The sequence below is a fragment of the Streptomyces chengmaiensis genome (assembly GCF_029846775.1).
Taxonomy (GTDB): Bacteria; Actinomycetota; Actinomycetes; order Streptomycetales; family Streptomycetaceae; genus Streptomyces; species Streptomyces chengmaiensis.
This window is the reverse complement of the sequence record NZ_JARWBG010000008.1, coordinates 111,345-136,677: the sequence shown is the minus strand read 5'-3', so window position 1 is coordinate 136,677 and position 25,333 is coordinate 111,345. Positions and strand designations below refer to the sequence as shown.

At 71.6% G+C, this 25,333-nt stretch carries 22 protein-coding genes and 1 pseudogene; 10 read left to right on the top strand and 13 right to left on the bottom strand.

Annotated features, from left to right (window positions below):
- The first annotated feature begins 47 nt into the window (after positions 1–47).
- Entirely contained in the window at positions 48–830 is a 783-nt protein-coding gene (locus tag QCN29_RS10040) for a DUF817 domain-containing protein (RefSeq protein WP_279927420.1), read from the top strand.
- Here QCN29_RS10040 and QCN29_RS10035 read toward each other — a convergent pair.
- From QCN29_RS10035 to QCN29_RS10015, 5 genes and pseudogenes are all read right to left on the bottom strand, one after another.
- Positions 763–1,038: pseudogene (locus QCN29_RS10035) on the bottom strand (SDR family oxidoreductase); the annotation flags it as partial. The gene QCN29_RS10040 and the pseudogene QCN29_RS10035 overlap by 68 nt on opposite strands.
- Before the next feature lie 43 nt (positions 1,039–1,081).
- Positions 1,082–2,284 (bottom strand): serine hydrolase domain-containing protein, encoded by a 1,203-nt coding sequence (locus QCN29_RS10030; RefSeq protein WP_398859167.1) that lies wholly within the window; start codon positions 2,282–2,284, stop codon positions 1,082–1,084.
- A gap of 44 nt (positions 2,285–2,328) precedes the next feature.
- Positions 2,329–3,117: an energy-coupling factor ABC transporter ATP-binding protein gene (locus QCN29_RS10025; RefSeq protein ID WP_279927419.1), complete on the bottom strand. Its 789-nt coding sequence runs from the start codon at positions 3,115–3,117 to the stop codon at positions 2,329–2,331.
- Positions 3,114–3,878, bottom strand: coding sequence for a cobalt ECF transporter T component CbiQ (gene cbiQ / locus QCN29_RS10020; RefSeq protein WP_279927418.1), 765 nt, complete (start codon positions 3,876–3,878; stop codon positions 3,114–3,116). Before cbiQ ends, QCN29_RS10025 begins: the two co-directional genes overlap by 4 nt.
- A 9-nt stretch (positions 3,879–3,887) precedes the next feature.
- The gene (locus tag QCN29_RS10015; RefSeq protein WP_279927417.1) at positions 3,888–5,093 is read right to left on the bottom strand and encodes an energy-coupling factor ABC transporter permease; all 1,206 of its coding nucleotides are present in this window, start codon (positions 5,091–5,093) and stop codon (positions 3,888–3,890) included.
- Positions 5,094–5,348: 255 nt separating this feature from the next.
- Here QCN29_RS10015 and QCN29_RS10010 point away from each other — a divergent pair, with 255 nt between their 5' ends.
- Positions 5,349–5,696, top strand: coding sequence for an SsgA family sporulation/cell division regulator (locus tag QCN29_RS10010; RefSeq protein ID WP_240138028.1), 348 nt, complete (start codon positions 5,349–5,351; stop codon positions 5,694–5,696).
- 132 nt (positions 5,697–5,828) lie between these two features.
- On the opposite strand, the gene QCN29_RS10005 is transcribed toward QCN29_RS10010, so the two are convergent.
- Complete coding sequence (locus QCN29_RS10005; protein ID WP_279927416.1) at positions 5,829–8,078, bottom strand: MMPL family transporter; 2,250 nt, start codon at positions 8,076–8,078, stop codon at positions 5,829–5,831.
- A gap of 128 nt (positions 8,079–8,206) precedes the next feature.
- Positions 8,207–8,782 (bottom strand): TetR/AcrR family transcriptional regulator, encoded by a 576-nt coding sequence (locus QCN29_RS10000; protein ID WP_279927415.1) that lies wholly within the window; start codon positions 8,780–8,782, stop codon positions 8,207–8,209.
- 1,265 nt (positions 8,783–10,047) lie between these two features.
- Between QCN29_RS10000 and QCN29_RS37065 the strand changes: the two genes are divergently transcribed.
- Entirely contained in the window at positions 10,048–12,534 is a 2,487-nt protein-coding gene (locus QCN29_RS37065; protein ID WP_398859169.1) for a S41 family peptidase, read from the top strand.
- Positions 12,535–12,675: 141 nt separating this feature from the next.
- On the opposite strand, the gene QCN29_RS09985 is transcribed toward QCN29_RS37065, so the two are convergent.
- The 4 genes from QCN29_RS09985 to QCN29_RS09970 all read right to left on the bottom strand — a co-directional run bounded on the left by QCN29_RS09985 (position 12,676) and on the right by QCN29_RS09970 (position 16,375).
- Complete coding sequence (locus QCN29_RS09985; protein ID WP_240138032.1) at positions 12,676–12,867, bottom strand: hypothetical protein; 192 nt, start codon at positions 12,865–12,867, stop codon at positions 12,676–12,678.
- A gap of 102 nt (positions 12,868–12,969) precedes the next feature.
- Positions 12,970–13,872: an SDR family oxidoreductase gene (locus QCN29_RS09980; RefSeq protein WP_279927414.1), complete on the bottom strand. Its 903-nt coding sequence runs from the start codon at positions 13,870–13,872 to the stop codon at positions 12,970–12,972.
- Positions 13,869–14,825, bottom strand: coding sequence for an alpha/beta fold hydrolase (locus QCN29_RS09975; RefSeq protein WP_279927413.1), 957 nt, complete (start codon positions 14,823–14,825; stop codon positions 13,869–13,871). The genes QCN29_RS09980 and QCN29_RS09975 overlap by 4 nt, the downstream gene beginning before the upstream one ends.
- Positions 14,822–16,375: a flavin-containing monooxygenase gene (locus QCN29_RS09970; protein ID WP_279927412.1), complete on the bottom strand. Its 1,554-nt coding sequence runs from the start codon at positions 16,373–16,375 to the stop codon at positions 14,822–14,824. Before QCN29_RS09970 ends, QCN29_RS09975 begins: the two co-directional genes overlap by 4 nt.
- Positions 16,376–16,553: 178 nt before the next feature.
- Between QCN29_RS09970 and QCN29_RS09965 the strand changes: the two genes are divergently transcribed.
- Entirely contained in the window at positions 16,554–17,180 is a 627-nt protein-coding gene (locus QCN29_RS09965; RefSeq protein ID WP_279927470.1) for a MerR family transcriptional regulator, read from the top strand.
- 195 nt (positions 17,181–17,375) lie between these two features.
- Here QCN29_RS09965 and QCN29_RS09960 read toward each other — a convergent pair whose 3' ends face one another.
- Positions 17,376–17,945, bottom strand: a complete 570-nt coding sequence (locus tag QCN29_RS09960) for a DUF4291 domain-containing protein (RefSeq protein ID WP_279927411.1) — start codon at positions 17,943–17,945, stop codon at positions 17,376–17,378.
- Between the two features lie 419 nt (positions 17,946–18,364).
- On the opposite strand from QCN29_RS09960, the gene QCN29_RS09955 reads away from it, so the two are divergent.
- The 3 genes from QCN29_RS09955 to QCN29_RS09945 all read left to right on the top strand — a co-directional run bounded on the left by QCN29_RS09955 (position 18,365) and on the right by QCN29_RS09945 (position 20,570).
- Positions 18,365–18,892 (top strand): SMI1/KNR4 family protein, encoded by a 528-nt coding sequence (locus tag QCN29_RS09955; RefSeq protein WP_279927468.1) that lies wholly within the window; start codon positions 18,365–18,367, stop codon positions 18,890–18,892.
- A gap of 217 nt (positions 18,893–19,109) precedes the next feature.
- Positions 19,110–20,291 carry a helix-turn-helix domain-containing protein gene (locus tag QCN29_RS09950; RefSeq protein WP_279927410.1) on the top strand — a complete coding sequence of 394 codons (1,182 nt, stop codon included), beginning with the start codon at positions 19,110–19,112 and terminating at the stop codon, positions 20,289–20,291.
- A gap of 78 nt (positions 20,292–20,369) precedes the next feature.
- Positions 20,370–20,570 carry a hypothetical protein gene (locus QCN29_RS09945; RefSeq protein WP_279927409.1) on the top strand — a complete coding sequence of 67 codons (201 nt, stop codon included), beginning with the start codon at positions 20,370–20,372 and terminating at the stop codon, positions 20,568–20,570.
- A 254-nt stretch (positions 20,571–20,824) separates the two neighbouring features.
- On the opposite strand, the gene QCN29_RS09940 is transcribed toward QCN29_RS09945, so the two are convergent.
- Positions 20,825–21,622, bottom strand: a complete 798-nt coding sequence (locus QCN29_RS09940) for an exodeoxyribonuclease III (protein WP_279927408.1) — start codon at positions 21,620–21,622, stop codon at positions 20,825–20,827.
- Between the two features lie 64 nt (positions 21,623–21,686).
- Here QCN29_RS09940 and QCN29_RS09935 point away from each other — a divergent pair, with 64 nt between their 5' ends.
- The 3 genes from QCN29_RS09935 to QCN29_RS09925 all read left to right on the top strand — a co-directional run bounded on the left by QCN29_RS09935 (position 21,687) and on the right by QCN29_RS09925 (position 25,318).
- Entirely contained in the window at positions 21,687–22,172 is a 486-nt protein-coding gene (locus tag QCN29_RS09935; protein WP_279927407.1) for a GNAT family N-acetyltransferase, read from the top strand.
- A gap of 297 nt (positions 22,173–22,469) precedes the next feature.
- Positions 22,470–23,477, top strand: a complete 1,008-nt coding sequence (locus tag QCN29_RS09930) for a trypsin-like serine peptidase (RefSeq protein ID WP_279927406.1) — start codon at positions 22,470–22,472, stop codon at positions 23,475–23,477.
- 617 nt (positions 23,478–24,094) lie between these two features.
- The gene (locus tag QCN29_RS09925) at positions 24,095–25,318 is read left to right on the top strand and encodes an RNA-guided endonuclease InsQ/TnpB family protein (protein ID WP_279927466.1); all 1,224 of its coding nucleotides are present in this window, start codon (positions 24,095–24,097) and stop codon (positions 25,316–25,318) included.
- Positions 25,319–25,333: the final 15 nt, after the last annotated feature.

The following is a 25,333-nucleotide window of genomic DNA, read 5'->3' as shown; positions in this document are numbered from 1 at the left end:
CCGCGGGGAGTGAACCGCTGACCGGCCGCCGCGCGTCCCTGCTCAGCATGGGGACGGTCTCGTACTGGACGCGGCAGCTGCTTCGCTTCGGGTGGATGCAGGCGCGGTGCTGTGCTTTCGCCGTGGCGCTCGTCGGAGGGATCGCCGTGTCGGGGGTGTTGCCCGAGATGCCGGTGGCCCGGTACGACCTCGTCCTGGTGTACGGGATCGGGCTGAGCCTGCTGGCGTGGAAGGTGGGGTGGGACGAGGCGCGCGATCTCGCCGTCATCGGCGGGTGTCATCTGATCGGGCTGCTCTTCGAGCTGGTCAAGGTGCGGATGGGATCGTGGAGTTATCCCGAGGAGGCGTGGACCAAGGTCGCCGGGGTGCCGTTGTACGGCGGGTTTCTGTATGCGGCCGTGGGGAGTTATGTCTGCCGGGCGTGGCGGCTGTTCGAGCTGCGGGTCGACGGGTACCGGCCGCGGGTGATGGCGGTGCTGGCCGCCGCCGTGTATCTGAACTTCTTCACGCATCACTGGCTGCCGGACGTCCGCTGGGTGCTGGCCGTGCTGCTGCTGGCCGCGGCCGCCGGGACATGGGTGCGGTTCACGATGGGGGCGCGGGAGTACCGGATGCCGCTGGCGCTTTCGTTCGTACTGATCGGGTTCTTCCTGTGGGTGGCGGAGAACGCCGCGACGTATGTGGGCGCGTGGAGCTATCCGCACCAGCTCGGCGGCTGGCAGCCGGTGTCGGTGGCGAAGTTCGGGGCGTGGGCGCTGCTGATCAGTGTGACGTTTGTGCTGGCGGCGGGGTCGGGGGCGCGGCGACCGACTGGGCGAAGCCCGTGTTGACGGCGCGCAGGCCGCCGTCAAGGCGGAGTGTGGCGCCGGGGATCCAGGCGGCGTCGGAGGAGGCGAGGAAGGCGACCGCCGCGGCGATGTCGTCCGGTTCGCCGCCGCGGCCGAGGGGATAGAGGCGGGCTCGGCGAGCAGCACCCTGGCCCCTTCCGACGCCAGCCGGCGCGCGATCGCCTCCCCCGATGCCCCGTGCCCCGTGCCCCGTGCCCCGCCGGTGATGACCGCCCCGCGTCCCTCGAAACGTCTCACAGGGTCGAACGTACTGCCCTGATCAGCGCCTGCGCACGGGGATCGGCGGTAACGGACTGACGCATGCCGTTGGTTGTGTAGCCGAAGGCGATGCCTGACTCGGGGTCGGCGAAGCCGAGGGGGCCGCCGCGGCCGGGGTGGCCGAAGGAGCCGGGGCCAAGCAGGGGGGAGGCCGGGCTGTGGAGCATATAGCCGAGGCCGAAGCGGGTGGCGACGACCAGGACCCGGTCCGGGCCGGCGGACTCCTCCGCGCGGGCGAGGGCGAGGGTCGCCGGGGCGAACAGCCGCGGCCCGCCGTCCGCCTCGCCGATTGTGGCGGCGTAGAAGCGGGCGAGGGCGAGGGCGGTGGAGATGCCGTTGGAGGCGGGGAGTTCGGCGGCGCGGTAGGCGGGGGTGTTCTCGTCGGGGAGCGGTTCGACGGCGGCGAAGGCGCGCCGGGTGAGCGAGTCGGGGTCGCGGTAGGCGTCGGCGACGGAACGCTTGGGGCGCAGCCGCAGCCCGCCGCCGTCCGCCGCGGCGGGCTCGGCGACGGGGCCGATGCGGCCGACGCGGTGCGCCTCGCCGTCCGGCAGGCCGATCCAGAAGTCGAGGCCGAGGGGGGCGGCGATCTCCTCGGCGACCCAGGCGCCCAGGGTGCGTCCGGTGACGCGCCGTACGAGTTCCCCGAGCAGCCAGCTGAAGGTGTGGGCGTGGTAGCCGTGTTCCGTGCCCGGCTCCCAGGCGGGCGGCTGTGCGGCGAGCGCGGCCGGGCCGCTCTCTCCGTCGAGCGCCTCGGCCACGGTGAGCGGGCGGTCCGGGGCGGGCAGCCCGGCGCGGTGGGTGAGCAGATGCCGGACGAGGACCCGCTCCTTGCCCGCGGCCTTGAATTCCGGCCAGTACGTGCCCACCGGCGCGTCCAGGTCGATCTGACCGCGCTGGTGGAGCAGGAGGAGTACGGCGGCGGCGACGCCCTTGGTGGCGGAGTGGACGATATGAGCGGTGTCTGCGGTCCACGGCTCGACGCCGTCGACGTCGCGTGTGCCGGCCCACAGGTCGACGACCTTGCGGCCGTGCCGGAAGACGGCGACGGCCGCGCCGCGTTCGCCGCGCTGCTGGAAGTTACGGAGGAAGGCGTCGCGGACGGCCTCGTAGCCGTCCGCGAAAGTGCCGCATATGTCCGCTGTGTCCGTGATGTCCATGGGGGTCGCCGTACCGCTCATCAGACCATGGTGCATGCCGTCGCAGACCGCCCCTCGCCGGGGGCTCAGCGGACGGCCGCCCTCGGGTCGAAGCCGAACGGCAGCTCCAGCCGGTGCCCGCGCATCAGCTCCTCGTCGGCGAGCAGGTCCCCGGTCCGGCCGTCCGCCGCGATCACTCCGTCGCTGAGGATCGCCGCGCGCGGGCACAGCTCCAGCGCGTACGGCAGGTCGTGGGTGACCATCAGCACGGTGACGTGCAGGGACCGCAGGATCTCGGCGAGCTCGCGGCGCGAGGCGGGGTCGAGATTGGAAGAGGGCTCGTCGAGGACGAGGATCTCCGGCTCCATGGCGAGCACGGTCGCCACCGCGACCCGGCGGCGCTGCCCGAACGACAGATGGTGCGGGGGCCGGTCCGCGTACGCGTCCATGCCGACCCGGCGCAGCGCGGTCGTCACGCGCTCGTCCAGCGCCGCGCCGCGCAGTCCGGCGGTCGCGGGCCCGAAGGCCACGTCCTCCCGGACGGTCGGCATGAAGAGTTGGTCGTCCGGGTCCTGGAAGACGATCCCGACGCGGCGGCGGATCTCGGCGAGATGAGCCTTGGCCACGGGCAGTCCCGCGACCGTGACCGTGCCGACGCCTCCGCCGAGGATGCCGTTGAGGTGCAGGACGAGGGTGGTCTTGCCCGCGCCGTTGGGGCCGAGCAGGGCGACCCGCTCCCCGCGCCCGATGGTGAGATCCACGCCGAACAGGGCCTGGTGGCCGTCGGGGTAGGCGTAGGCGAGGCCCTTGACCTCAAGGGACGGCGCGTCGGCCGTCGATGCTTCCGCCGTCGATGCTTCGGTCTTACGGGTCATAGCGTGGTCCAGCCCAGCAGACAGACCGCGAGCGCGGTCAGCGGAAGCGCCGCGGCCCCGGCCCACTGGGCCCGGCTCACGGCGGTGTCGTCGGTCAGCGGCATGGTCCCGGTGTAGCCCCGGCTGACCATCGCCAGATGCACCCGCTCGCCGCGTTCGTAGGAGCGGATGAAGAGCGCGCCCGCCGTCTTGGCGAGCACGCCCCAGTGCCGTACTCCGCGCGCCTCGAAGCCGCGCGAGCGGCGGGCGATCGACATCCGGCGCAGCTCGTCGGCGATCACGTCGCCGTAGCGGACCATGAAGGAGGCGATCTGCACGAGCGTCGACGGCAGCCGCAGCCGCTGCAGCCCGAGCAGCAGTTCGCGCAGTTCGGTCGTGGAGGCGAGGACGACGGACGCGGCGACGCCGAGGGTGCCCTTGGCGAGGATGTTCCACGCGCCCCACAGGCCGGGCACGCTGAGCGCGACTCCCAGGAACCGTGTCTGCTCGCCCGGCACGACGAACGGCATCAGCAGCGCGAAGGCGACGAACGGGATCTCGATCAGCAACCGGCGCAGCAGGAAGCCGGGCGGGATGCTCGCCGCGGCCGCGACCGCGGCGAGCAGCGCCGCGTACACCCCGAACGCCCACACCGCCTCGCGCGGCGTGGAGACGACGACCAGCACGAAGCAGAAGACGGCGACGAGCTTGCAGTGCGCGGGCAGCCGGTGCACGGGCGAGTGCCCGTGCCGGTAGAGCTTGTGCGTATGACCCGCTCCCATGTCAGGCGGTCACCGCGCTTCCGGTACGCGGACGTCGGCGGGGCCGGCCTCGGCCGAACGGCGGCGGCGCACGGCCCAGAAGATCCCGGTGCCGGCGGCCACGGTCGCGCCGACGCCGATGACTCCGGCGAGGCCGCCGGAGAGCCGGGCGTCGTCGACGTCCTTGACGCCGTAGTCGGCGAGCGGCGAGTCGGCGGCGGCATGTTCCTCGGCCGAGGCGTCGAAGCCCTTGTCGGAGGCGACCTTCTCCAGACCGTCGGGGTCGCCGGAGGCGTAGAAGGAGACGACCCCGGCGAGGACGAGGGAGGCGACGAGGCCCGACAGCCAGAACGTACGCGTACGGGCACGGGGCCTGGCGGCAGGCGCCGCGGAGGCGGCCGCCACCCCGGTCCCGTGGGCCGTGCCCACGGGAGCGTCTGCGCCGTCCGCGGCGGAGACGGGGCGGACACCCGGCCCGGCCACGGCGGGCGCGTCACCGGCGGCTCCCGCGGCGCCGGACGCCGGGCGCGCGCGGTCCGCGTCGACCAGTTCGCCGCCCACGCGCAGCTTCAGCGGGACGGCCAGATCCCGCGCCCCGTACACCAGGTCGGGCCGCACCGCGAGTACCGCGCCCACCGTGGCCATGGTGATCAGGGCTTCGCCGATGCCGATCAGGACATGGACGCCGACCATCGCGGTCAGCACCGAGCCGACCGGCACCTCGGTGACCCCGCCGATCGCGTACAGCAGGGTGAACGCGGCGGCGGAGGCCGGTACGGACACCAGGGCCGCGGCGAAGGAGGCGGCGGTGACCGAGCGGCGGGTGCGCGGCAGGACCCTGACCAGCCCGCGGAAGAGCCCGTACGCCACGACGACCGTGACCACGCCCATGACGGTGATGTTCACTCCGAGGGCGGTCAGCCCGCCGTCCGCGAACAGGACGCCCTGCATCAGCAGGACTACCGCGATGCACAGCACGCCCGTGTACGGCCCGACGAGGATCGCGGCGAGCGCCCCGCCCAGCAGATGGCCGCTGGTGCCCGCCGCAACGGGGAAGTTCAGCATCTGCACGGCGAAGACGAACGCGGCGACGAGCCCGGCGAGGGGCGCGAGCCGGTCGTCGTCACCGCCCAGCTCGCGGCGGGAGCCGCGCAGGCTGACGGCCACGGCGCCGGCGGCGGCGACCCCGGCCGCCGCGGACACGGGCGCGTCGATGAATCCGTCGGGTACATGCATGGCGGGCTCCGCGGTGGGACAGACGCGTGGGGACAGACGAGTTTCGGACAGCAGACGGCAGGCAGCCGGGCAGGCGGATGCCCGGCTGACCGTTCGATGATGAGGCTACCTGCAAATACTTTGCAATAGCGGGGTGGTTACGAATAGGCCGGACTTGGGCCCTCCGGACCTGCTACCGGGCCGTCCAGACCAGGAGTAAAAACGTCGAAACATGGAAGATTAGGAGCAAATAAGGTGAGCGTGAGGAGGCGGTCCATGTCCCCCACCGTCGAAGAACACGCCAGAGCCCGGATCGTCACCGACGCTCCCCAGTACCGTCAGGTGCGCGTCACCCTGGGCTATGACCCGTCCGACCACCCCTCCGAGGTGCGCTTCTCCTTCCCCTCCGGGCGCGCCTGGGAGTTTCCGCGCGATGTGCTGGAGCAGGGGCTCCGCGGGCCTGCCCGCAGCGGCGACGTGGAGGTCTGGCCATGCGGCCGGGTGCAGACCGTGGTCGAGTTCCATACCCCGGACGGAGTAGCGGTGGTGCAGTTCGACTCCTCGGAGTTGAAGCGCTTCCTGCGCCACACGCGCGAAGCGGCCGGGTCAGTCACCCGAGGGTGACGGACCCGGCTGCCGTGCGCGCCGGCCTGCGCCGCAGGATCAGCTGGGGGGGCGGCCGTGTGACCGGCTCCGTGATCAGTCGCCTCCGAGAGGCCGCCTCCGAGACCGGCCGGATGATCAGCCGACGGGGGCTCAGACCCGTGCCAGCTCGCGCTCTTCGTCCGGATCGTCCTGCTGACGGCCGGAGTCCGCCAGCTCCCTGTGCAGCTTCTCGCCCTCGACGTCCACATTCGGCAGCGCCCGGTCCAGCCAGCGCGGCAGCCACCACGCCTTGTGACCCAGCAGCGCCAGCACCGCCGGCACGATCGCCATGCGGACGACGAACGCGTCGAAGAAGACCGCGATCGCGAGGCCAAATCCGATCATCTTCACCATCTGCTCGCTGGAGCCGATGAAGCCCGCGAAGACGGCGATCATGATGACGGCCGCGGCGGTGACCACCCGCGCCCCGTGCTTGAAGCCGGTGACGATCGCCTCGCCGGGCCGCTGCCCGTGGACGTACGCCTCCCGCATCCGGGTGACCAGGAAGACCTCGTAGTCCATGGCCAGTCCGAAGACGACGCCCACCATGAAGATCGGCATCATCGACATGATCGGGCCGGTCTGCTCAACGCCGAACAGCGAGCCGAGCCAGCCCCATTGGAAGACGGCGACGACCGCGCCCAGCGCCGCGACGACGGAGAGCAGGAAGCCGAACGCCGCCTTGAGGGGCACGAGCACCGAGCGGAAGACGACCGTCAGCAGCAGGAAGGCGAGTCCGACGACGAGCGCCAGATAGGGCACGAGCGCGTCGTTCATCCGCTGCGAGAAGTCGATGTTCATCGCGGTGGCGCCGGTGACCAGAACATCGTCGCCGTTGGCGTCCCGGATGGTGTGGACGAGCTCCTCGGTCTCGGCGGAGGACGGCCGGTCCTTGGGAACGACCGTGATCATCGCGGTGTCGCCGGCCTCGTTCGGGGTCGGCGGGGTGACGGCGGCGACGCCGTCCAGCTTCCGGATCTCCTCGGCGGTGCGGTCGGCCGCGGCCCGGTCACCGTCCACGACGACCAACAGCGGACCGTTGAAGCCCGGCCCGAAGCCCTCGGACAACAGGTCGTACGCCCGGCGCTGGGTGGTGCTGGTCGGCTGCGAGCCGTCGTCGGGCAGGCCCATCTGCAGCGAGGAGACCGGTACGGCGGCGGCGCCGAGGCCGACGACGGCCAGCAGCAGCACGGCGACCGGACGGCGCAGCACGAACCTGGACCAGCGGGTGCCCATGTTCGGCTTCCCGGCCTCCTGCCGGGAAGCCTTCTCAAGGGACGGCTTCCCGGCCGCCTCGGCCCCTTCGGCCCCCTCGGCCGACTTGGCCGACTCGGCCGCCTTGCGCGCCTTGCGGCCCACGACGCGCTTGCCCGCGAAGCCGAGCAGCGCCGGGATGAGGGTGAGCGCGATCAGCACGGCGATCACGACCGTGCCGCCCGCCGCGACGCCCATCTTCGTGAGCATCGGGATGTTGACGACCGCGAGGCCGACCAGGGCGATGACGACGGTCAGCCCGGCGAAGACGACCGCGGAGCCCGCGGTGCCGACCGCCCGGCCCGCCGCGTCCTCGCGCTCCCGGCCCTCGGCCAGCTCGGCGCGGTAGCGGGAGACGATGAACAGGGCGTAGTCGATGCCGACCGCCAGGCCGATCATCATTGCGAGCGTCGAGGTGGTGGAGCCCAGGTCGAGGACACTCGCCAGCGCCGTGATGGTGGAGACGCCGATGCCCACACCGATGATCGCGGTGAGCAGCGGCAGACCGGCCGCGACCAGCGAGCCGAAGGTGATGACGAGGACGACCGCCGCCACCATCACACCGATGATCTCGCCCACGCCGGACTCCGGGACGGTCTGCAGCGCGTCGCCGCCGATCTCCACGGTCAGCCCGGCGTCGCGCGCCTCGGTTCCGGTCTCCTTGAGGGCCTCGCGGGTGTCGTCGGTCAACTCCATGGAGTTGACCTTGTATGTGACCGACACATAGGCCGTGGAGCCGTCCTGGGAGACGGCCTTGGCGGCGTACGGGTCGGTGACGGAGGCGATCTGGTCGGAGCCGGACTTCAGCTCCTCGACCGCCTTGTTCACCTCGGCCTTGTGGCCGGGTTCCGTCATCTTCCCGCCGTCGGGGGCCTTGAAGACGACCCGGGCGGTCGCGCCGTCGGCGCTGGCGGCCGGGAAGCGCTCTTCCAGCAGGTCGAAGGCCTTCTGGGCCTCCGTGCCCGGTATGGAGAAGGAGGCAGAGGTCGCGACGGGCGCGGTGGCCGCGCCGACCCCGGCAAGAACGAGGAGCGCCACCCACAGCAGGGCGACGAGTCGACGCCGCCGGAAGGCGGTCCGTCCGAGTCTGTAGAGGAACGTGGCCATGAGGGCTTACTCCCGGGTGTGAGGTGAACAGGGCATGGGGAGCCGGCCCGACGACGAGAGCGGCGCGCGTCAGGTGCTGTGCGATACGGGGAGGTACGGGTGGTGCGGATAGTGCGGTGGTGCGGGGTCTAGGCGCCGAGGGCGGGGAGGACCACGGCGTCGAGATAGTCGCTGAGGAATTCCTGGTCGGGGTCGCGGTCTTCGATGAGCTGCCGGGCGATGAACGCCCCGACGAGCATGTGCGGCACGAAGTCCAGGGCCCGGTTGTCCGCGCTGACCTCGCCCCGGTCCACGGCCCGCTTGAGCATCGCGTCGAGTCCGGTGATCTCGGGCGCGATCAGCAGCTCCCGCAGGGCCTTGTGGAGATCGGGATTCTGGTGGATGGCCTGGGCCAGACCCCGCATCAGCGCGGAGTCCTTCTCCAGCTGGCAGTCATCGGTGCGGGCGAGCATCGCATGGAGGTCGCTGCGCAGGGCGCCGGTGTCGATGTCGTGCATGTTCACCGGCTTGTTGTGCCGCAGCGCCGTGACGACCAGCTCCGGCTTGCTCCGCCACTGGCGGTAGAGCGTTGCCTTGCTGGAGCGGGTGCGGGCCGCGACGGCGTCCATCGTCAGCGCGTCGTACCCCACTTCGCGGAGCAGATCGAGCACGGCCTCGTACAGCTCCGCCTCGCGTTCGGGAGTGAGCCGGCTTCTGACAGTCATGGCGGCTTCTCCTCTCCGGCCTGTGTGCGGCGATTGACGAACGAAACGGTTTCGTACACCGACTGTACTCCGACCCGCCAGCGAAACGAAATCGTTTCGCTTGTGGTCTCGGTCACGGCCGTTCCGGCCACGGCGAGCGGACGTGCCCGAGTTGCCGCGCCCGGCGCGCGTGGAAAGCATTGACAGGTGAGCCATGACGTCGCGTATCTCCGCTTTCCGCATCTGCACGGCGACATGCTGTGCTTCGCAGCCGAGGACGACCTCTGGATCGCTCCCCTGGCGGCCGAGGACACACGGCCGGGCCGCGCCTGGCGGCTCACCGTCGACCGGACGCGGATCGGCCACCCCCGCTTCTCCCCGGACGGCCGCCGGATCGCCTTCACCACCTGGCGCAGCCTCGACCCCGAGGTGCATCTCGCGCCGGTCGACGGCGGCCCGGCGCGGCGGCTCAGCTACTGGGGCTCGACCGACACGCGGGTGTGCGGCTGGACCCCCGACGGCCATGTCCTTGCCGTCTCCTCGCACGGCCAGCCGTTCTCGTACTTCTCCTGGGCGTACAGCATCCCGCTGGACGGCACGCCCGGCGGGCAGCTGCCGTGGGGCCCGTGCTCCGACATCGCGGTCGCCGACGTGGACGGCGTACGCAAGACCCTGCTGCTCACCGGGAAGCCCCCGCACGAACCGGCCTCCTGGAAGCGGTACCGGGGCGGGGCGACGGGACGGCTGTGGCTGCACGGCGAGCGCCTGCTGCCGGATCTGGACGGCCATCTGGACTGCGCGATGTTCGTGTCCGGCGCCAGGGCCGGCCTGCGGATCGCGTTCCTCTCCGACCACGAGGGCGTCGGCAACCTCTACTCCTGCCTCCCCGACGGAAGCGATCTGCGGCGCCACACCGATCATGACGCCTTCTATGCCCGCCACGCCTCNTGCGGCGCCACACCGATCATGACGCCTTCTATGCCCGCCACGCCTCGAGCGACGGTCGCAGGGTCGTGTACCAGTGCGCGGGCGATCTGTGGCTCGTGGACGACCTGACCGTCCCGGACGCCCGCCCGCGCAAGCTGGAGGTCCGGCTCGGCGGGCCGCGCGCCGGACGCCGCCGCTACCAGGTGCCCGCCTCCGGCCATGTGAACGCCCTCTCCGTCGACACCACCGGGCGCGCCAGCGCCGTCTGCGTACGCGGCAGCCTCTACTGGCTCACCCATCGCGACGGGCCCTCCCGCACCATCGCCGACACACCCGGGGTGCGGGTCCGGCTGCCGGAGATGCTGGGCGTCGGCGGCCAGGTGGCCTATGTGACGGACGCGGAGGGCGAGGACGCCGTCGAGATCGCCTATCTGCCGCGGGCCAGCGGGGACCGGCCGCCGCGGCGGCTGGCCTCCGGGCGGCTGGGCCGGGTGCGGGAGCTGGTGGCCGACCCGGACGGGGAGCGGCTGGCGATCGCCTCGCACGACGGGCGGCTGCTGCTGGTCGACGCCGCGGAGGAGTCCGCCGGGGAGGTGACGGAGCTGATCCGGTCCGTCAACGGGCCGGTGCGGGATCTGGCGTTCTCGCCGGACGGGGGCTGGCTGGCCTGGTCGCAGCCGGGCGTCGGGCGCTCGCTGCGCCAGATCAAGCTGGCCCGGATCGCCGACCGGACGATCGTGGACGTCACGAACGGCCGTTTCGAGGACGAGAATCCGGTCTTCACCCGCGACGGCCGCTATCTGGCGTTCCTGTCGTGGCGCGGCTTCGACCCGGTGTACGACGTGCACACCGGCGATCTGTCCTTCCCGTTGGGCTGCCGCCCGTATCTGGTGCCGCTGTCGTCGGCGACGCCCTCGCCGTTCGCGCTCTCGCCGGAGGGGCGGCCCGCGGCCGGCGGGCTCGATCCGCTGGGCGCGCCGGGCGAGGGGGCGGTGACGGTGGAGACGGAGGGACTGGAGAGCCGGGTGACCCCGTTCCCGGTGTCCGCCTCCAAGTACTCGTCGCTGCGGCCGGTGGCAGGGGGCGGACTGGTCTGGCTGCGCTGGCCGATCTCCGGCGCGCTGGGTGAGACCTTCGTCAATCCGGCGGACACCTCCGGCCGCCCCACCCTGGAGCACTTCGACATCAGCAAGGCGCGGCGCACCGAACTCGTGGGCCATCTCGACTCGTTCGCCGTCAGCGGCGACGGGACCCGGCTGGTCGTCGTGGACGAGGGCGATCTGCGGGCCGCCCCGGCGACGGAGCTGGGCGACGTCGACTCGACCGTCTATCTGGACCTGCGGCGGATCATGCACGAGGTGGATCCGGGGGCCGAGTGGCGGCAGGCCTACGAGGAGGCGGGACGGGTCATCCGCGCGTACTTCTGGGACCCGGGGATGTGCGGGATCGACTGGGACGAGGTCCTCGACCAGTACCGGCCGCTCGTCGAACGGGTCGCGTCGCCGGACGAGTTCGCGGATCTGCTGCGCGAAGTGCTGGGCGAGCTGGGCACCTCGCACGCGTACGTCACTCCCGCACGGCGCAACGAGGGGCCGCCGCACTACCAGCGGGCGATCGGGCTGCTGGGCACGAACCTGGCGTGCCGGGACGGCCGGTGGACGGTGAAGCGGATTCTGCCCGGCGAGTCCTCCGACTCCAAGGCGCGCTCGCCGCTGGCGGGCATGGGGGTGCGGGAGGGCGCGGTCCTCACCCATGTGGACGGTCGTCCGGTCGATCCGGTGACCGGCCCCTATCCGCTGCTGGCCGGCGCGGGCGGCACAACGGTGGAGCTCACCTTCCAGGCGGCGGAGGCGGCAGAGGCTGTGGAGGCGGCAGAGGCGGCGGAGGCTGTGGAGGCCGCGGAGGGCGGGGAGGGCGGGGAGGCCGCGGACCGCGGTGGAGGCGGGAGAGCCGCAGACGGCGGTGAACGCGGGAGAGCCGCGGACGGCGGTGAACGCGGGAGAGCCACGGACGGCGGGGAGGCCGCGGACGGCGGTGAACGCGGGAGAGCCACGGACGGCGGTGAACGCGGGAGAGCCGCGGACGGCGGGGAGCGCGTGGGACGGGCGGGGCGCTCCCGGCGGGTGGCGGTGGTGCCGCTGGTGGACGAGCGGCCGCTGCGGTACCAGGACTGGGTGGCCAAACGGCGGGCCGTCGTACGGGAGCTGAGCGGCGGCAAGTGCGGCTATCTGCACATCCCCGACATGGGGGGCTCGGGGTGGGCGCAGTTCAACCGCGATCTGCGGCTGGAGGTCTCCCGGCCCGCGCTCATCGTGGACGTCCGCGGCAACGCGGGCGGGCACATCAGCGAGCTGGTGATCGAGAAGCTCACGCGGAAGATCCTCGGCTGGGACCTGACGCGCGACGCACAGCCCGTCTCCTACACCTCGAACGCGCCGCGCGGGCCGGTGGTCGCGCTCGCCGACGAGGCCACCTCGTCCGACGGCGACATGATCACGGCGGCCTTCAAGCTGCTGGGGCTGGGACCCGTGGTGGGGAGCCGGACATGGGGCGGGGTGGTGGGGATGACCGGACGGCACCGGCTGGGGGACGGAACGGTGATCACGGTGCCGATGAACGCGGCGTGGTTTGACGCGTACGGGTGGTCGGTCGAGAACCGGGGCGTGGAGCCGGACGTGGAGGCGCTGCGGACGCCGCTGGACTGGGCGGAGGGCCGCTATCCGGTTCTGGCCGAGGCGGTGCGGATCGCGCTCGGCCTGCTGGCCGAACACCCCGCGGCGGAGCCGCCGGGCTACGACGCGCTCCCGGACCGCCGCCGGCCGAAGCTGCCGGGGCGCGGGGGGTAGGTCTTCATTACAGCCCCTCCGGACAGCCCCTCCGGCGTCTGAGGAGCGGGGTCCGGGGCGGCTCCCCGGCTTTCGGGAAGGGGCGGGGTGGGGGAAACGCCCCCGCCCCCGCCTCAGGCGTCGTAGTCCATGTTCAGGGTCTCAGGCGTCGTAGTCCATGTTCAGGCGGTCCAGTTCCTCCTGCATCGCCCGCCGCGTCTCGTCGTTCTCCTGCTGCTGTGGCTTCCGCTGCCGCCGCTGTTCCTGCTCCCGCGCGCCGCCCTTCGTCTTCTGCGCGCGTTCCTTCCGTTCCTGCTCCTTGCCCCGGGACCGGGGCTCAGGCTGGTCCTTCATGCCCATGAGGGTTCACTTCCTACACGAGTGGGGGGAAGCCGCAGGGCGACACGTCCCGCGGCGGGACCAGCCTGGCATGTAGCGTCATACCGCGCATTTCGATCATTCGCGCTGGGTACGAGTGCCTCCCGCGGCTCCCCGCGCCGCCTCGTCCGCCGCGCCTCCCGCCCCCACGAGCCCGGCCCGCACCGCCCCCAGCCGTGGCTCAAAACGCCGCATCTCGCGCTGACCGGCCAGGCCGACGAGCGTCGGCAGATATCCGCGCACGGACTGCATCCCGCGCAGCCACCACTGCCCGTACACATGCGCCGAGCGGCGTTCGATCCCGGCGACGAGCCGGTCGACTGCCGGTCCCAGGGGGTAGGTCCGGTTCGAGGGCCACGGCAGCCGCTGCCGCAGTTCGCGCATCACCTCGTACTGGTCCGCCCCGCGCACCATGTCGGTGTCGGTCCAGGACAGATAGCCGACCCCGACGCGGACGCCCTTGTGGCCCACCTCCGCGCGCAGGCTGTGCGCGAACGCCTCGACGCCCGACTTGGACGCGCAGTACGCCGTCATCATCGGCGCTGCCGTGATCGCCGCCAGTGAGGCGATCTGCAGGAAGTAGCCGCGGCTCGCCGTCAGCGCGGGCAGGAAGGCGCGCGCGGTCACCGCGCCGCCGATCAGATTGACCTCGATGACCCGCCGCCATGTCTCGGGGTCGGAGTCGGCGAACGGCCCTCCCGCCGCGACGCCCGCGTTCGCCACCACGATGTCGACCTTGCCGAAGCGTTCCTTGACCTCCGCGGCGACCCGGGCCATCGCCTCATGGTCGGTGACGTCCGCGAACCAGTGCTCGCTCTCGGCGTGCAGCCGCTCCGAGACCCTCTTGAGCTCCTCCGGCTCCAGGCCGACGAGCGCCACCTTCGCGCCCCGCGCGGACAGCTTGCGGGCCAGCAGCTCGCCCACGCCCCGCGCCGCGCCCGTGACCACCGCGACCCGGCCCTCCAGGGACACCCTGCTCATACGGCTCGCTTCCCCTCTGCTTCTGCTTCCGCTCCGGACACTTCGGCGTTGGTGACATACGTGCGGACGAGGTCGCGGAGCCTGTCCGTGATCGCCTCAGGGGCCTCCACCGGCGTCATATGGCCCACTCCCGCGAGCTCTGCCAGCTCCCGGCACTGCGGCAGCGCGGCGGCCAGCCGCCGGGCGTGCACTGCCGGGGTGAGCCGGTCGGCCGTGCCCGCCACCACCACGGCGGGCGCCTTCAGCTCCCGTACGCCCGCGTCCAGGTCGAGCCCGGCGAGCACCTCGGACCAGGCGACGCGGGTCGTGCGCGGGCAGGCGTGCACGATGCGGGCGCAGGCGTCGACCCGCTCCGGCGCGGAACCGGGGCCCATGGTGGCGTACTTGAGGATCCGCCGGGAGACGGCGGTGACCGGGCCCATCGGGGCGCGTGCGCCGAGGACCAGACCGGTGAGCCGGGTCCGCAGCCGTCCGGGGCGCAGCGGCAGCACCCGTGACTCGTCGACGAGGCGCGAGCTTCCGGTGCTGCACAGCAGCACCGCCGCGGCGTGCTCGGCGAAGGCGGGCCGCCCGGCCGCGGCCATCAGGGTCATGCCGCCCATGGAGTGGCCGCCGAGGACGGCTTTCTCGCCCGGCGCGAGGGCGGTGCGCAGCACTGCCTCCAGATCGTCCGCGAGGGCTTCGACGCCGACGGCAGAGGGCGCCGTACGGCCGTGCCCCCGCTGGTCGTAGGCGATGACCCGGCAGCCGTCCGCGGCCAGGTCCCGTATCTGCGCGGCCCAGAACCGAGTCGAGCAGGTCCAGCCATGGGCCAGCACGACGGCCGGCGCGCCCTCGGGGCCGTGCACCTCGACATGTATCCGCGATCCGTCGGCGGAGAGGGCCGTCAGCTCCCGCCGGGGAATCGGCTCCGGCCGCGGAGTCGGCTCCCGCCTCGGAGTCGGCTCGCTCATGCCACGGCCTCCGAGGCCTTCCGCGCGGGGGCGCCGGACTGCCGCGGGCCCCTCAGGACCTCGTACTCCGTGAGGTCCACGCGCCGGGTGGCGTTGCGGAACTCGGTCGTGGTGCCCGGCCAGAGGGTGGTGTTGCGGCCGTTGGCGTCCAGGTACCAGCTCTTGCAGCCGGTGTTCCAGACGGTGCGTTCCATCCGCCGCTGGACGGTGCGGTTCCAGGCGTGCACGGCGGAGGGGCGGGGGGCGAGCGCCGCGCGGCCGCCGAGGACGGTCAACTGCCGCAGGTAGTCCGCCAGATAGTTCAGCTGGGACTCGATCATCAGGATCATGGAGGAGTTGCCGAGGCCGGTGTTGGGGCCGATCACGGTCATCCAGTTGGGGAATCCCGCGGCGGTCGCTCCGCGCAGCGACTCCATGCCGTCCTTCCACGCCTCCGCGAGCGTGATCCCGTCCGCGCCGACGACGCGGTCCGCGATCGGCAGGTCGGTGACGTGGAACCCGGTGGAGAAGACGATCGCGTCCGCCTCCGCCTGCGTGCCGTCCGCCGCGACGAGCGTGCTGCCGCGCACCTCGGCGAGGCCGGAGGCCACCAGATCCACATTGGGGCGGGTGAGGGCCGGGTAGTAGTCGCTGGAGAGCAGGATGCGCTTGCAGCCGATGCGGTACGACGGCGTCAGCCGGGCCCGCAGGTCCGGGTCCTTCACGGTTCTGTTGATATGGGCCTTGGCGAGCGCCTCGATCAGACCGAGCTGGTTGGGCCGCTTGGTGAAGGCCTGGACCTGGAGTTCGCGGATGCCCCACAGCAGTCCGCGCCTGGCGGCGGCGGTGAAGGGCAGCTGCCGGTGCAGCGTCCGCTCGGCCCGGCTGATCGCACGGTCCTGCTTGGGCAGCACCCATGCCGGGGTGCGCTGAAAGAGGGTCAGCCGGCCGGCCTGCGGCTGGATCGACGGCACGATCTGGATCGCGGAGGCGCCGGTCCCGATCACGGCGACGCGCTTGCCGCTCAGGTCGTAGTCGTGGTCCCAGCGGGCGGAGTGGAAGACCTTGCCGGGGAAGCCGTCGAGGCCGGGGACGTCCGGGACCCTGGGGTCCGACAGCGGCCCGGTGGCGGAGACCACGACGTCCGCCGTCAGCTCCCCGCGCGAGGTCTCGATCTCCCAGTGCAGTGCGTCGCGGTCCCAGCGCATCATCAGCACCTCGTGGCCGAGCCGCAGATGCGGGCGCAGTCCGAAGGTGTCCGTGACGTGTTCCAGGTAGGCCCGGATGTGCTCCTGGCCGGAGAAGGTGCGGGGCCAGTCCGGGTTGGGCGCGAAGGAGAAGGAGTACAGATGCGACGGCACATCGCAGGCGCATCCGGGGTAGCCGTTGTCGCGCCAGGTGCCGCCGACGGCGTCCGCGCGCTCCAGTACGACGAAGTCCGTGATGCCTTCGCGGCGCAGCCGGACCGCGGCGCCCAGCCCGCCGAACCCCGAGCCGATCACCGCGACGCGCACATGCCGCGTCCGCCCCTGTTCCCGCACTTGCCCTCGTCCGTCCTCGTGCTGACTCATGCCGCCTCCCAACGATGCCAGCAATCACTGGCACTGTTCATTGCTCGGAGCGTAGAGCAGTCGTATACCGAGCGGTAGGGGTGCGACCACCGAAGTTACCGGCAGTACGTCGGCACGGCATAGGCTGGCCGCCGTGACCGATGAACACCCAGGTGACCGGGCAGGCCGCGAGTACCGCATGGAAGAGCTGGCCAAGGAAGCCGGCATCACGGTGCGCACCCTGCGCTTCTACCGCGAGCGCGGGCTGATCCCGCCGCCGCGCCGGCAGGGGCGCATCGCCTGGTACGACGAGCACCATCTGGCCCGACTCCGCACCATCGCCGCGCTGCTGGAGCGCGGGCACACGCTCAACGGCATCGCGGACCTGGCCGCCGCGTTCGAGAGCGGCCGGGACGTCGGCGAGGTGCTGGGCCTGGGCGAGCCCAGCGAGGAAACACCCGTACGGCTGACCCCTGAGGCGCTCGCCGACCACTTCGAGGGCGAGGTCACCCCGGAGAATCTCGCAACGGCGCTCGATCTGGGCTATCTCGCCACCGACGGCGACGAGATCGTCCACATCAGCCGCCGGCTGCTGGACGTCTCGGCCGCGCTGGTGCGCGAGGGCGTGCCGCTGGCGGCCGTCCTGGAGGCGGGCCGCGCGGTCCGCGAGCACGCCGAGGCGCTCGCGGAGCTCTTCACCGAGATGCTGCGCACGCACACCGCCGAGACGGACGCGGACCGGCTGCGCCCGCTGGCCAAGAGCGTCGTGGACGCGGAACTGTCCCTGGCCCTGGACCGCCGGCTGCGCCGCGACGCCTCACCGTGAGCGCGGCGGGCGGGCACGCCGGCCGCGGGCGCAGCGGCCCGACCCGGACCCACGCCAAAGGCGGCCGCGGACGCGCCCCCGCCGGCCCGACGCACGCCGAGGACAGCCCGCGGGCACGCCCCCCGGCCGCTGCCGTGCGCTCCAACCGACCGAACCCACGCCAATGCGGCCCCGCGGGCACGCTGCCGCGGCCCTTCACCCGCCCGGCGAGAGGATGCCCTCCAGCGCCGCGGGCAGCGGGTAGACCCGCTCTGCGGGGAACAGCCGCTGCGCCGCCTTGGCGGCGCGTCCGGTCCGCACCAGGTCCGCGGCCTTGCGGACCGTGGGGGTGAGGTCGGTGAGACCGACGACCCAGTCGTCCGCGAAGGTGCGGATCAGATCGCGGCCGATGCCGACCTGGATGCTGTAGTGGTTCAGCGCCGCTCCCCGCGGCGAGCGCTCCGGATCCCACTGGACGTGCACGGCCGCCTGCGCCACGTCCGCCGGGCCGGCGGTCGTCAGCACCGCCCGGGACAGCGCGTCCTCCCAGCCCTCCCGGGTCATCCGCACCGCCAGGACGCGTTCCTGCCCGGGCTTGCGGGCCCAGTTGCTGCGGTGCATCAACCACAGGAACGACGGCTTGATCCATGTCATCCGGCGGAACGAGAACGGCGCGACGAAGCGGCCCGCCCGCAGCGCCGCGTCCGCGACGGCCGGCGCGTAGGCCTGGTAGACGGTGATCGTGTGAGCGTCGTAGTCGGCACGGATCTGGTACTGGGGCGCCATGCGCCGGCACCCTGCCAGCTCCGTGCCCGCACCGCGAGCCGTTTTCCCGCGCCGCGCACGGGCGGCCGTCACGGGCGCGAGGCGTCGTCGGCGGTGCGGAGGCCCTCGCCCGCACGGCCGCCGCGCCGGTGCCCCCGGGGTGCGGGTAAGCGCGCCCGCCGCGCCCAACAGATCGAACACAGCCGTCACGGGCGCGTGGTCATTCCAGCGCTCCGCATGGCTCGCGGCCCGCTCCACACACGCCTTGACCGCCCGGGCCGCGAGCCCCGGCGTCGCCACCTGGCAGTCGTTGCGCCACCCCATTGACCGGGAGGCACAACGGCGCGCACCCCCCTTCCGCCGTCCGCCTGCGGGGCATCCTCCGTCAGGGACCTTGGCTGTTTGCCAGCGGTGTCTGACCCCACCGTTAGCGTGTGCGGATGACGCTTGCTGATGACCGGCAGTTCCCCGCCGCGCTAGCCGCTGCGATGGCCGCCTCGTTCGACTACGCAGGTGGCGAGGGGGTCGACTTCTTGCCCCTCACAGCCTTCCTGCCCGCCGATGAGACCACTGACTGGTTCCGGGCATGGACCGGAAACGGCGAACTGTGCGGGGACGACTTCCGCGTGTTCGGCCAAGACGGCTCGGGCGGGTTCGCGGCCTTCTGGCTGGTCCGGCCAGGGCTGCTCCTCGCCGATCAACCTGTTGTCTTCCTCGGATCCGAAGGGGAGACCGGTGTCGTCGCACGTGACTTGGGAAGCTTCCTCTGGGTGCTGGCAGACGGCTACGGCCCCTGCGAGGCAGCTACCTCGTACGAACCGGACTGGACTCCGCGCCCCAATGCCGAGCTGGCGGCCATTGCCGAGCGGTTCGCCCCCGACCAGCGGCAGCCAGCAGCCGCTGTGATCGAACAGGCCGCAGCGGAGTTCCCTGACTTCGACGACATCATCATGGAACTCTGTCGCTGAACCGGACGATCGGGACCTCTGCACCGGTGACGGACAGTCTTTCTCGTGCCCGGACCCCGGGGGCAAGCGTGATCAAAGTTCGGGGGCTGTCGTGATCAGGGACCGGAACGTGGCAGCAGCGCTGACCTTGTACGAGTTTCGGGGTGCGCTTAGCCAGCTGTCACGCTCAAGGGTCAAGCCCTCTGCGGCACCATACGCGCGGGCGTACTCTCGGCTCATGCCTGCCAACTTGGGTGACCGGCTTAGGGACGTTCGCAAGCGTCGGGGGATGACCCAACAGGAACTCGCCCGTGAGTCCGGTGTGTCCGTATCGCTGATCCGCAAGCTTGAACAGGGCGAGCGGCAGGACGCTCGCCTGGAGACCGTGCGTCGGCTCGCCGCGTCGCTCAGGGTGCCCACCATGCGCCTTGTCGCGGAGTCAGCGGAGGACGGGGCGAGCCCCGCCACCCTTGACCAGTGGGCAACTGTCAGAAAGGCACTGACAGCCCCCCTGAGGGACATTGCCGAACTGGACGAGCCGCCAACTCCGGAAGGGGTGCGCGACGCGCTCAGCGCTGCCGTGCCTCTGTTCTCCGGCGACCGGTTCACGGAGTTGCGGGCAGTCCTGCCGCCACTGCTGCGGGACGCCGACACGGTGGCTCGGCTCGGCCCCGAGGGGCGTGCCGTCCGCGTACGTCTGTTGCAGCTCACCGGTTGGCTGCTGACGCAGACTCGGCAGTTCGAAGCGGCTGAATGGTGCTTGGGGGCTGCCCTGGACGGCTCTGCGGACCGGCTGCAAGGTGCGTCCACGGTCAACACGATGTGCTGGCTGCTGCTGCGGCAGGGCAAGCTCAGTGAAGCGCGGGAGTTGGCCAGCCAGTGGGCCGACGACACGGAACCCCGGCTCTCACGGGCCACCCCGGATGAACTCAGCGCGTGGGGGTGGCTGCTGCTGCGTCTGTCGGCTGCCGCTGTGCGGGACAACCGCGCTGAAGAGGCTGAGGACGCGCTGAGGCTGGCGCACTCTGCCGCCGTGGCCTTGGGGCGGGAGTTCGCGCCCGGTGACGACTTCCTGCGGGCGTACGGCCCGGTCACGGTGACGCTCAAGCGAACCGAGAACGCCATGGTTCTGGATCGCCCGGACGTGGTGCTCAAGCTTGCCGCGAAGATCCCGGCGGGAGGATTCCGCCCCACGTCGAACAACCGCAACCGTCACCTCCTCGACGTGGCCAACGCGTACGCCAGGACACGGCAGTACGGACACGCCGTCGACACCTTGGCCAGCATCCGCGACGCTGCCCCGGAGTGGCTGCCGAACCAGCGTTACGCCCGTGACATTCTCGGCCGCATCGTGGCCCATCGACGGACGCTGACGGGGGAAATGCGTTCCCTCGCTGACACGGTGGGACTGCCCGTGTAACGCCTTGTGACACTTCCTGTTGATCTTGAACAGAACTGCCATTGTTGCTGGTCGGGCTGATCTCTAGCGTCGGATGGCATGACCACCGAACCCACGCGCTACAGCGCTCCCCCGCTTGAACTGCCGTTGCGGCTGTCTCATGAACCGACCCCGGTTGAGGGGTGCCCCGGCTGCACGGAGCTTGCCGCCCTACGGGACCGTGCCCGCGCTGGGGGCGACATGACGACGATCTCTGACTGCAACGTCCGTCTGCGCCGACACCCGGAGGGGCACCGATGATCCCCCGCGACACCGAAGGCGCCCCTGTGGACAATGGACGGCCGTTACTCACCTTGCGGGTGTCTCGGGACAGCGGGCGCACCTGGGGCGCTGAGACGGTCGTCCGCAGCACAGAGGACCTGACTCCGATGCTGTCCTCCGCGTGGCCCCTATGCCAGTGCCCGAAGTGCGGCAAGCGCCCGTAGCGCCCACCCAGCGGCCCCGTCCGGTGACGGCGAGCAATAGAGCCGGGCGGGGCTCTCCGCCGCCGGTTCCTACAGGTCGAACACCGCCGTCACGGGCGCGTGGTCACTCCACCGCTCGGCATGGCTGGCGGCCCGCTCCACATACGCCTTGACCGCCCGGGCCGCGAGCCCCGGCGTCGCCACCTGGTAGTCGATGCGCCACCCCGAGTCGTTGTCGAAGGCGCGGCCGCGGTAGGACCACCAGGAGTACGGCCCTTCCTGGTCCGGGTGCAGGGCCCTCACCACATCGGCGTACTCCGCCTCGTCGAAGACGCGGGTCAGCCACTCGCGCTCCTCCGGCAGGAAGCCGGAGTTCCTCTTGTTGCCCTTCCAGTTCCTGAGGTCGGCCTCCTGGTGGGCGATGTTCCAGTCGCCGCAGACCACGACCTCGCGGCCGTCCGCTGCCGCCCGCGCCTTCAGTTCCTTGAGGTAGGGCAGGAACTCGCCCATGAAGCGCATCTTCTCGTCCTGCCGCTCCGTGCCGACCTCGCCCGAGGGGAGGTAGAGGCTGGCGACCGTGACGCCGGGCAGGTCCGCCTCCAGATAGCGGCCGCTGCCGTCGAACTCGCTCGATCCGAAGCCCGTCCGCACCCGGTCCGGCTCACGGCGCGTGTAGAGGGCGACGCCCGCACGCCCCTTCGCGGCGGCGGGTGCGAACACCGTGAACCAGCCGTCCGGCTGCCGAACCGCGTCGGGCAGCTGATGGACCTCGGCCCGCACCTCCTGCAGGCACACCACATCCGCGGAGGTGCCTGCGAGCCACTCCACGAAACCCTTCTTGGCTGCGGCGCGGAGGCCGTTTACATTCACGGTCGTCACGGTGAGCATTCCGGCACCATACGACACCCTTTTTCAGCCCCCGATAGCGCCGCATAGATGTACGATCGATGGCATGATTATACGCCCCACACCTTTCGACCACCCCGACGCCGTCAAGCTCAACGACCAGGTGCAGCTCGAATACGCCGAGCGGTACGAGTCCGACGGCGACGCCACCCCGCTCGACCCCTCGATGTTCACACCGCCGCGCGGTCTGTACCTGCTGGCGTACGACGGGCAGGGTCGTCCGGTCGCGACGGGTGGCTGGCGTGCCCAGGACGCGAACCCCGAGGGCTATTCGGACGGCGACGCCGAGCTGAAGCGCATGTATGTGATCCCCGAGGCCCGCGGCATCGGCCTGGCGCGCCGCATCCTGGCGGTACTGGAGGAGGACGCGCGGGCGGCCGGACGGATCCGGATGGTGCTGGAGACCGGCGACAAGCAGCCGGAGGCGATCGCCCTGTACCTGTCGAGCGGCTATGAGCCGTGCGCGAAATTCGGCCACTACCGCGAGTACGAGGAAAGTCGCTGCTTTGCCAAGATGCTCCCCCGTAATTGACGCGCCCCTGACATAGTCACGTCTTCCGTGGCACCCTGCCTCACGCACGCCGATCCGCACCGCCGCCTTATCCCCCACCCATGCCCGCGCACGGCCGCCGCACGGCCCGCGGCTTACGGCTTACGGCTTACGGCTTACGGCTTACGGCCCACGGCTCACGGCCCACGGCTCACGGCTCACGGCTCACGGCTCACGGCTCACGGCTCACGGCTCACGGCTCACGGCTCACGGCTCACGGCTGAACGCGTAAGCCCTGCGGCCCAACGCACGGGCATGGCACGGCAGAAGGAGACATGCGTGAGACGCCATCGCACCGCCGCCGCCGGAACCGTCGCCGTCGCCGGAGCCCTGCTCGCCGGCGCACTCTCGGCCACCGCCGCCGGAGCCGCGCCCGCCGAGGCTTCCGCACCCGGGGTCGCATCCTTCACCCAGAAGCAGACGCAGCGGCAGGCACAGGACTTCTGGACCCCGGAACGAATGCGCAACGCCGCTCCGCTCGACGCGCTTGTGCTGGACGGCGACGCGCTCAGGGCCCTGAAGACCCCCAAGGCGCCCCGGGCGCAGGCCGAGACGACTGCCGTGCCGCCCACCGCCCCCGCCTCCCGCACCTTCGGTCCCGCCGCCTTCCCGCAGGCCGGCGGGCCCTGGAACGGCGGCGGCGCACTCGTCAAGACCTCCGGCCGGGTGTTCTTCACCTTCCAGGGCCGTACCGCCTCCTGCTCCGGCAACTCCGTCACCAGCGCCAACGGCAGCACCGTCATCACCGCCGGGCACTGTGTGAAGTACCAGGGGACCTGGCACACCGATTGGATCTTCGTACCCGCGTACGACAACGGCCAGGCCCCGTACGGACAGTGGGCCGCCACTCAGACGCTGGCCATCGACCAGTGGGCGTCCAGCGAGAACATCAACTACGACGTGGGCGCGGCGGTCGTCGCACCGCTGAACGGCAAGACGCTGGCAGAGACGGTGGGCGCACAGGGCCTGGAGTTCAACGCCGGCTACAACAAGCGCATGTACGCCTTCGGCTTCCCGGCGGCCGACCCGTACGACGGCTCAAAGCTGATCTACTGCAGCGGCAACAGCAGCAAGGACTGGCTGTTCTCGCAGGACCACAGCCTGGGCTGCAACATGACGGGCGGCTCCAGCGGCGGCCCCTGGTTCACCTCGTTCGACGAGGCGACGGGCACCGGGCTGCAGACATCCGTGAACAGCTTCGGCTATGTCTTCCTGCCGAACCGGATGTTCGGGCCGTACTTCGGCGATGAGGCCAAGGCCCTGTACGACAAGGCCCAGGTTTCGTAAACCAACCCGACAGAGCCCGGTGGGGGCGACCCCCTCAGCCCCCGCCGGGCTCGCCCGGCACGACTGCGGGCAACGCCCCTGCGCCCGCGAGCAGTTCACTGACGGGGGCGAAGTTCAGCCATATGCGGCTGCCCGATGGAACGGCCGAATGGCATGCGGTCCTCCGCGCCCCCGCAGGTGTGCGCCACCCGGCACCCGTGGCCGAGACGCATCGGCGTTCCCGGCCGCCGGCACGATCCGATCCCCACGCTGCCGAACGCCGTCGACCCCGCGTCCGTGCTCCACCACGACCCCGCCGAGCTGACCATTCCGCTTCGCTCTCCTCCTTCACCTCGTTCTTGCGAGGATGCTCCGGCGTTCACGCCGGGGTGGAATCGCGTCCCGGTGTTGCGGTGCGGAGCGCCGCCGCTCCTGGACCGTGGGCGCGGAGCGCCCGCATGGCTGCCGGTGGAGCCGGGTGGATGCGAACGCGCGTGCCGGTGGTCGCCGGTTGGAGTGGTGATCGCGTAATCGGGGTACGGGCGTGCGGCTGTCGTGCGTACGGTCTCGTCACAAGGCGTCGGCAGGCTGCGGACTTTCGGTCCGAGGGGTGTGGAGGGGGCGTGGGTGTGGCGGGAATGGGGGCGGTCGCGGAGGAAGCCGGGCATGCCCGGTGGACGTTCCGCCTGCGGGTGTCGTCGACCGCGCTCGCCGTGCTGATGGCGGAGTGGGACCGGTGCCGTTGGCTGTGGAACGAGAGTGTGGCCAAGTCCCGGCAGGTCTACGCCCGGAACAGGACCCGGCCCGGGGACGCCGGCAAGGAGAGGTGCGGTCCGGCCCGGCTGGACAGGATGCTGACCGAGGCCCGCGCCTGCACGCCGTGGCTGCGGGAGGGCAGTTCGGTGCCGCAGCAGCAGATCATCCGCGACTTCGGGAAGTCCAGGGCGAAGGCGCACAAGGACATCCGCGAGCGCCTTCCTCAGCGGCAGCGGGCCGGGATGCCGAGGTGGAAGAAGAAGCGCGAGGCACTGCCGAGCCTGAACTACACCAAGCGCGGCTTCCGGCTGAAGGACGGCTGGCTGCACCTGGCCGGGGGCATCGTTCTGACCGTGGTGTGGTCCCGCGAGCTGCCTGCCGACCCGTCCAGCGTGCGCGTTTACCAGGACGCGCTGGGGCACTGGTATGCGAGCTTCGTGGTCTCGGCCGAGGTGCAGCCGCTGCCGGAGACCGGCCGGGTGCTCGGCATCGACTGGGGTGTGCGCGAGACCGCGACCACCACGTCCGACGCCCACGACCTCCCGCACCCGCAGCACGGCAAAAAGGCCCAGGCCAGGCTGACTCGGTACGACCGGATGATGGCCCGCCGCAAGCCGAAGAAGGGGCAGGCCGCCTCGAAGGGCTACCGGGAGGCGAAGAAGGGCCGGGCGAAGACCTACGCGAAGATTGCCCGGCAGCGGCAGGACACCGGCCGCAAGTGGGCCAAGCGCGTCGTGACCGACCATGACGCGATCGCCGTCGAGGACTTCAAGCCCAGATTCCTCGCGAAGTCGGCGATGGCCCGCAAGGCCGCCGACGCGGCGATCGGCGCCACCAAACGGGCGCTGACCGAGATGGCCCGCAAACACGGCCGGATCGTGCACCTGGTGCACCCGGCCCACACCACGATGGACTGCGCACGGTGCGGAGCGAGAGCCAAGCACGCCCTGCCGCTGTCCGAACGTACCTATACCTGCACCGCGTGCGGAGCCGTGTCCGCCAGGGACAAAAACTCCGCCCGCGTGATGCTCGTCCGGGCTGGTCTCAACCCGGCTGGCGCCGAGGGCATAAGACCTCCGGGAGCGCTGCTCCCGCAGGCTGCCTGAGCCAGGAATCCCCTC

Bases quoted from the DNA above. Each gene is read 5' to 3' on its own strand.
- cbiQ (WP_279927418.1), bottom strand. From the start codon at position 3,878: ATGGGAGCGGGTCATACGCACAAGCTCTACCGGCACGGGCACTCGCCC.
- QCN29_RS09950 (WP_279927410.1), top strand. From the start codon at position 19,110: ATGCCTGCCAACTTGGGTGACCGGCTTAGGGACGTTCGCAAGCGTCGG.
- QCN29_RS10040 (WP_279927420.1), top strand. From the start codon at position 48: ATGGGGACGGTCTCGTACTGGACGCGGCAGCTGCTTCGCTTCGGGTGG.
- QCN29_RS09980 (WP_279927414.1), bottom strand. From the start codon at position 13,872: ATGAGCAGGGTGTCCCTGGAGGGCCGGGTCGCGGTGGTCACGGGCGCG.
- QCN29_RS10005 (WP_279927416.1), bottom strand. From the start codon at position 8,078: ATGGCCACGTTCCTCTACAGACTCGGACGGACCGCCTTCCGGCGGCGT.
- QCN29_RS10015 (WP_279927417.1), bottom strand. From the start codon at position 5,093: ATGCATGTACCCGACGGATTCATCGACGCGCCCGTGTCCGCGGCGGCC.
- QCN29_RS10010 (WP_240138028.1), top strand. From the start codon at position 5,349: ATGTCCCCCACCGTCGAAGAACACGCCAGAGCCCGGATCGTCACCGAC.
- QCN29_RS37065 (WP_398859169.1), top strand. From the start codon at position 10,048: ATGCTGGGCGTCGGCGGCCAGGTGGCCTATGTGACGGACGCGGAGGGC.
- QCN29_RS09940 (WP_279927408.1), bottom strand. From the start codon at position 21,622: ATGCTCACCGTGACGACCGTGAATGTAAACGGCCTCCGCGCCGCAGCC.
- QCN29_RS09945 (WP_279927409.1), top strand. From the start codon at position 20,370: ATGACCACCGAACCCACGCGCTACAGCGCTCCCCCGCTTGAACTGCCG.
- QCN29_RS09975 (WP_279927413.1), bottom strand. From the start codon at position 14,825: ATGAGCGAGCCGACTCCGAGGCGGGAGCCGACTCCGCGGCCGGAGCCG.
- QCN29_RS09955 (WP_279927468.1), top strand. From the start codon at position 18,365: ATGACGCTTGCTGATGACCGGCAGTTCCCCGCCGCGCTAGCCGCTGCG.
- QCN29_RS10030 (WP_398859167.1), bottom strand. From the start codon at position 2,284: ATGAGCGGTACGGCGACCCCCATGGACATCACGGACACAGCGGACATA.
- QCN29_RS09935 (WP_279927407.1), top strand. From the start codon at position 21,687: ATGATTATACGCCCCACACCTTTCGACCACCCCGACGCCGTCAAGCTC.
- QCN29_RS09985 (WP_240138032.1), bottom strand. From the start codon at position 12,867: ATGAAGGACCAGCCTGAGCCCCGGTCCCGGGGCAAGGAGCAGGAACGG.
- QCN29_RS09965 (WP_279927470.1), top strand. From the start codon at position 16,554: ATGGAAGAGCTGGCCAAGGAAGCCGGCATCACGGTGCGCACCCTGCGC.
- QCN29_RS09970 (WP_279927412.1), bottom strand. From the start codon at position 16,375: ATGAGTCAGCACGAGGACGGACGAGGGCAAGTGCGGGAACAGGGGCGG.
- QCN29_RS10025 (WP_279927419.1), bottom strand. From the start codon at position 3,117: ATGACCCGTAAGACCGAAGCATCGACGGCGGAAGCATCGACGGCCGAC.
- QCN29_RS09925 (WP_279927466.1), top strand. From the start codon at position 24,095: ATGGGGGCGGTCGCGGAGGAAGCCGGGCATGCCCGGTGGACGTTCCGC.
- QCN29_RS10000 (WP_279927415.1), bottom strand. From the start codon at position 8,782: ATGACTGTCAGAAGCCGGCTCACTCCCGAACGCGAGGCGGAGCTGTAC.
- QCN29_RS09960 (WP_279927411.1), bottom strand. From the start codon at position 17,945: ATGGCGCCCCAGTACCAGATCCGTGCCGACTACGACGCTCACACGATC.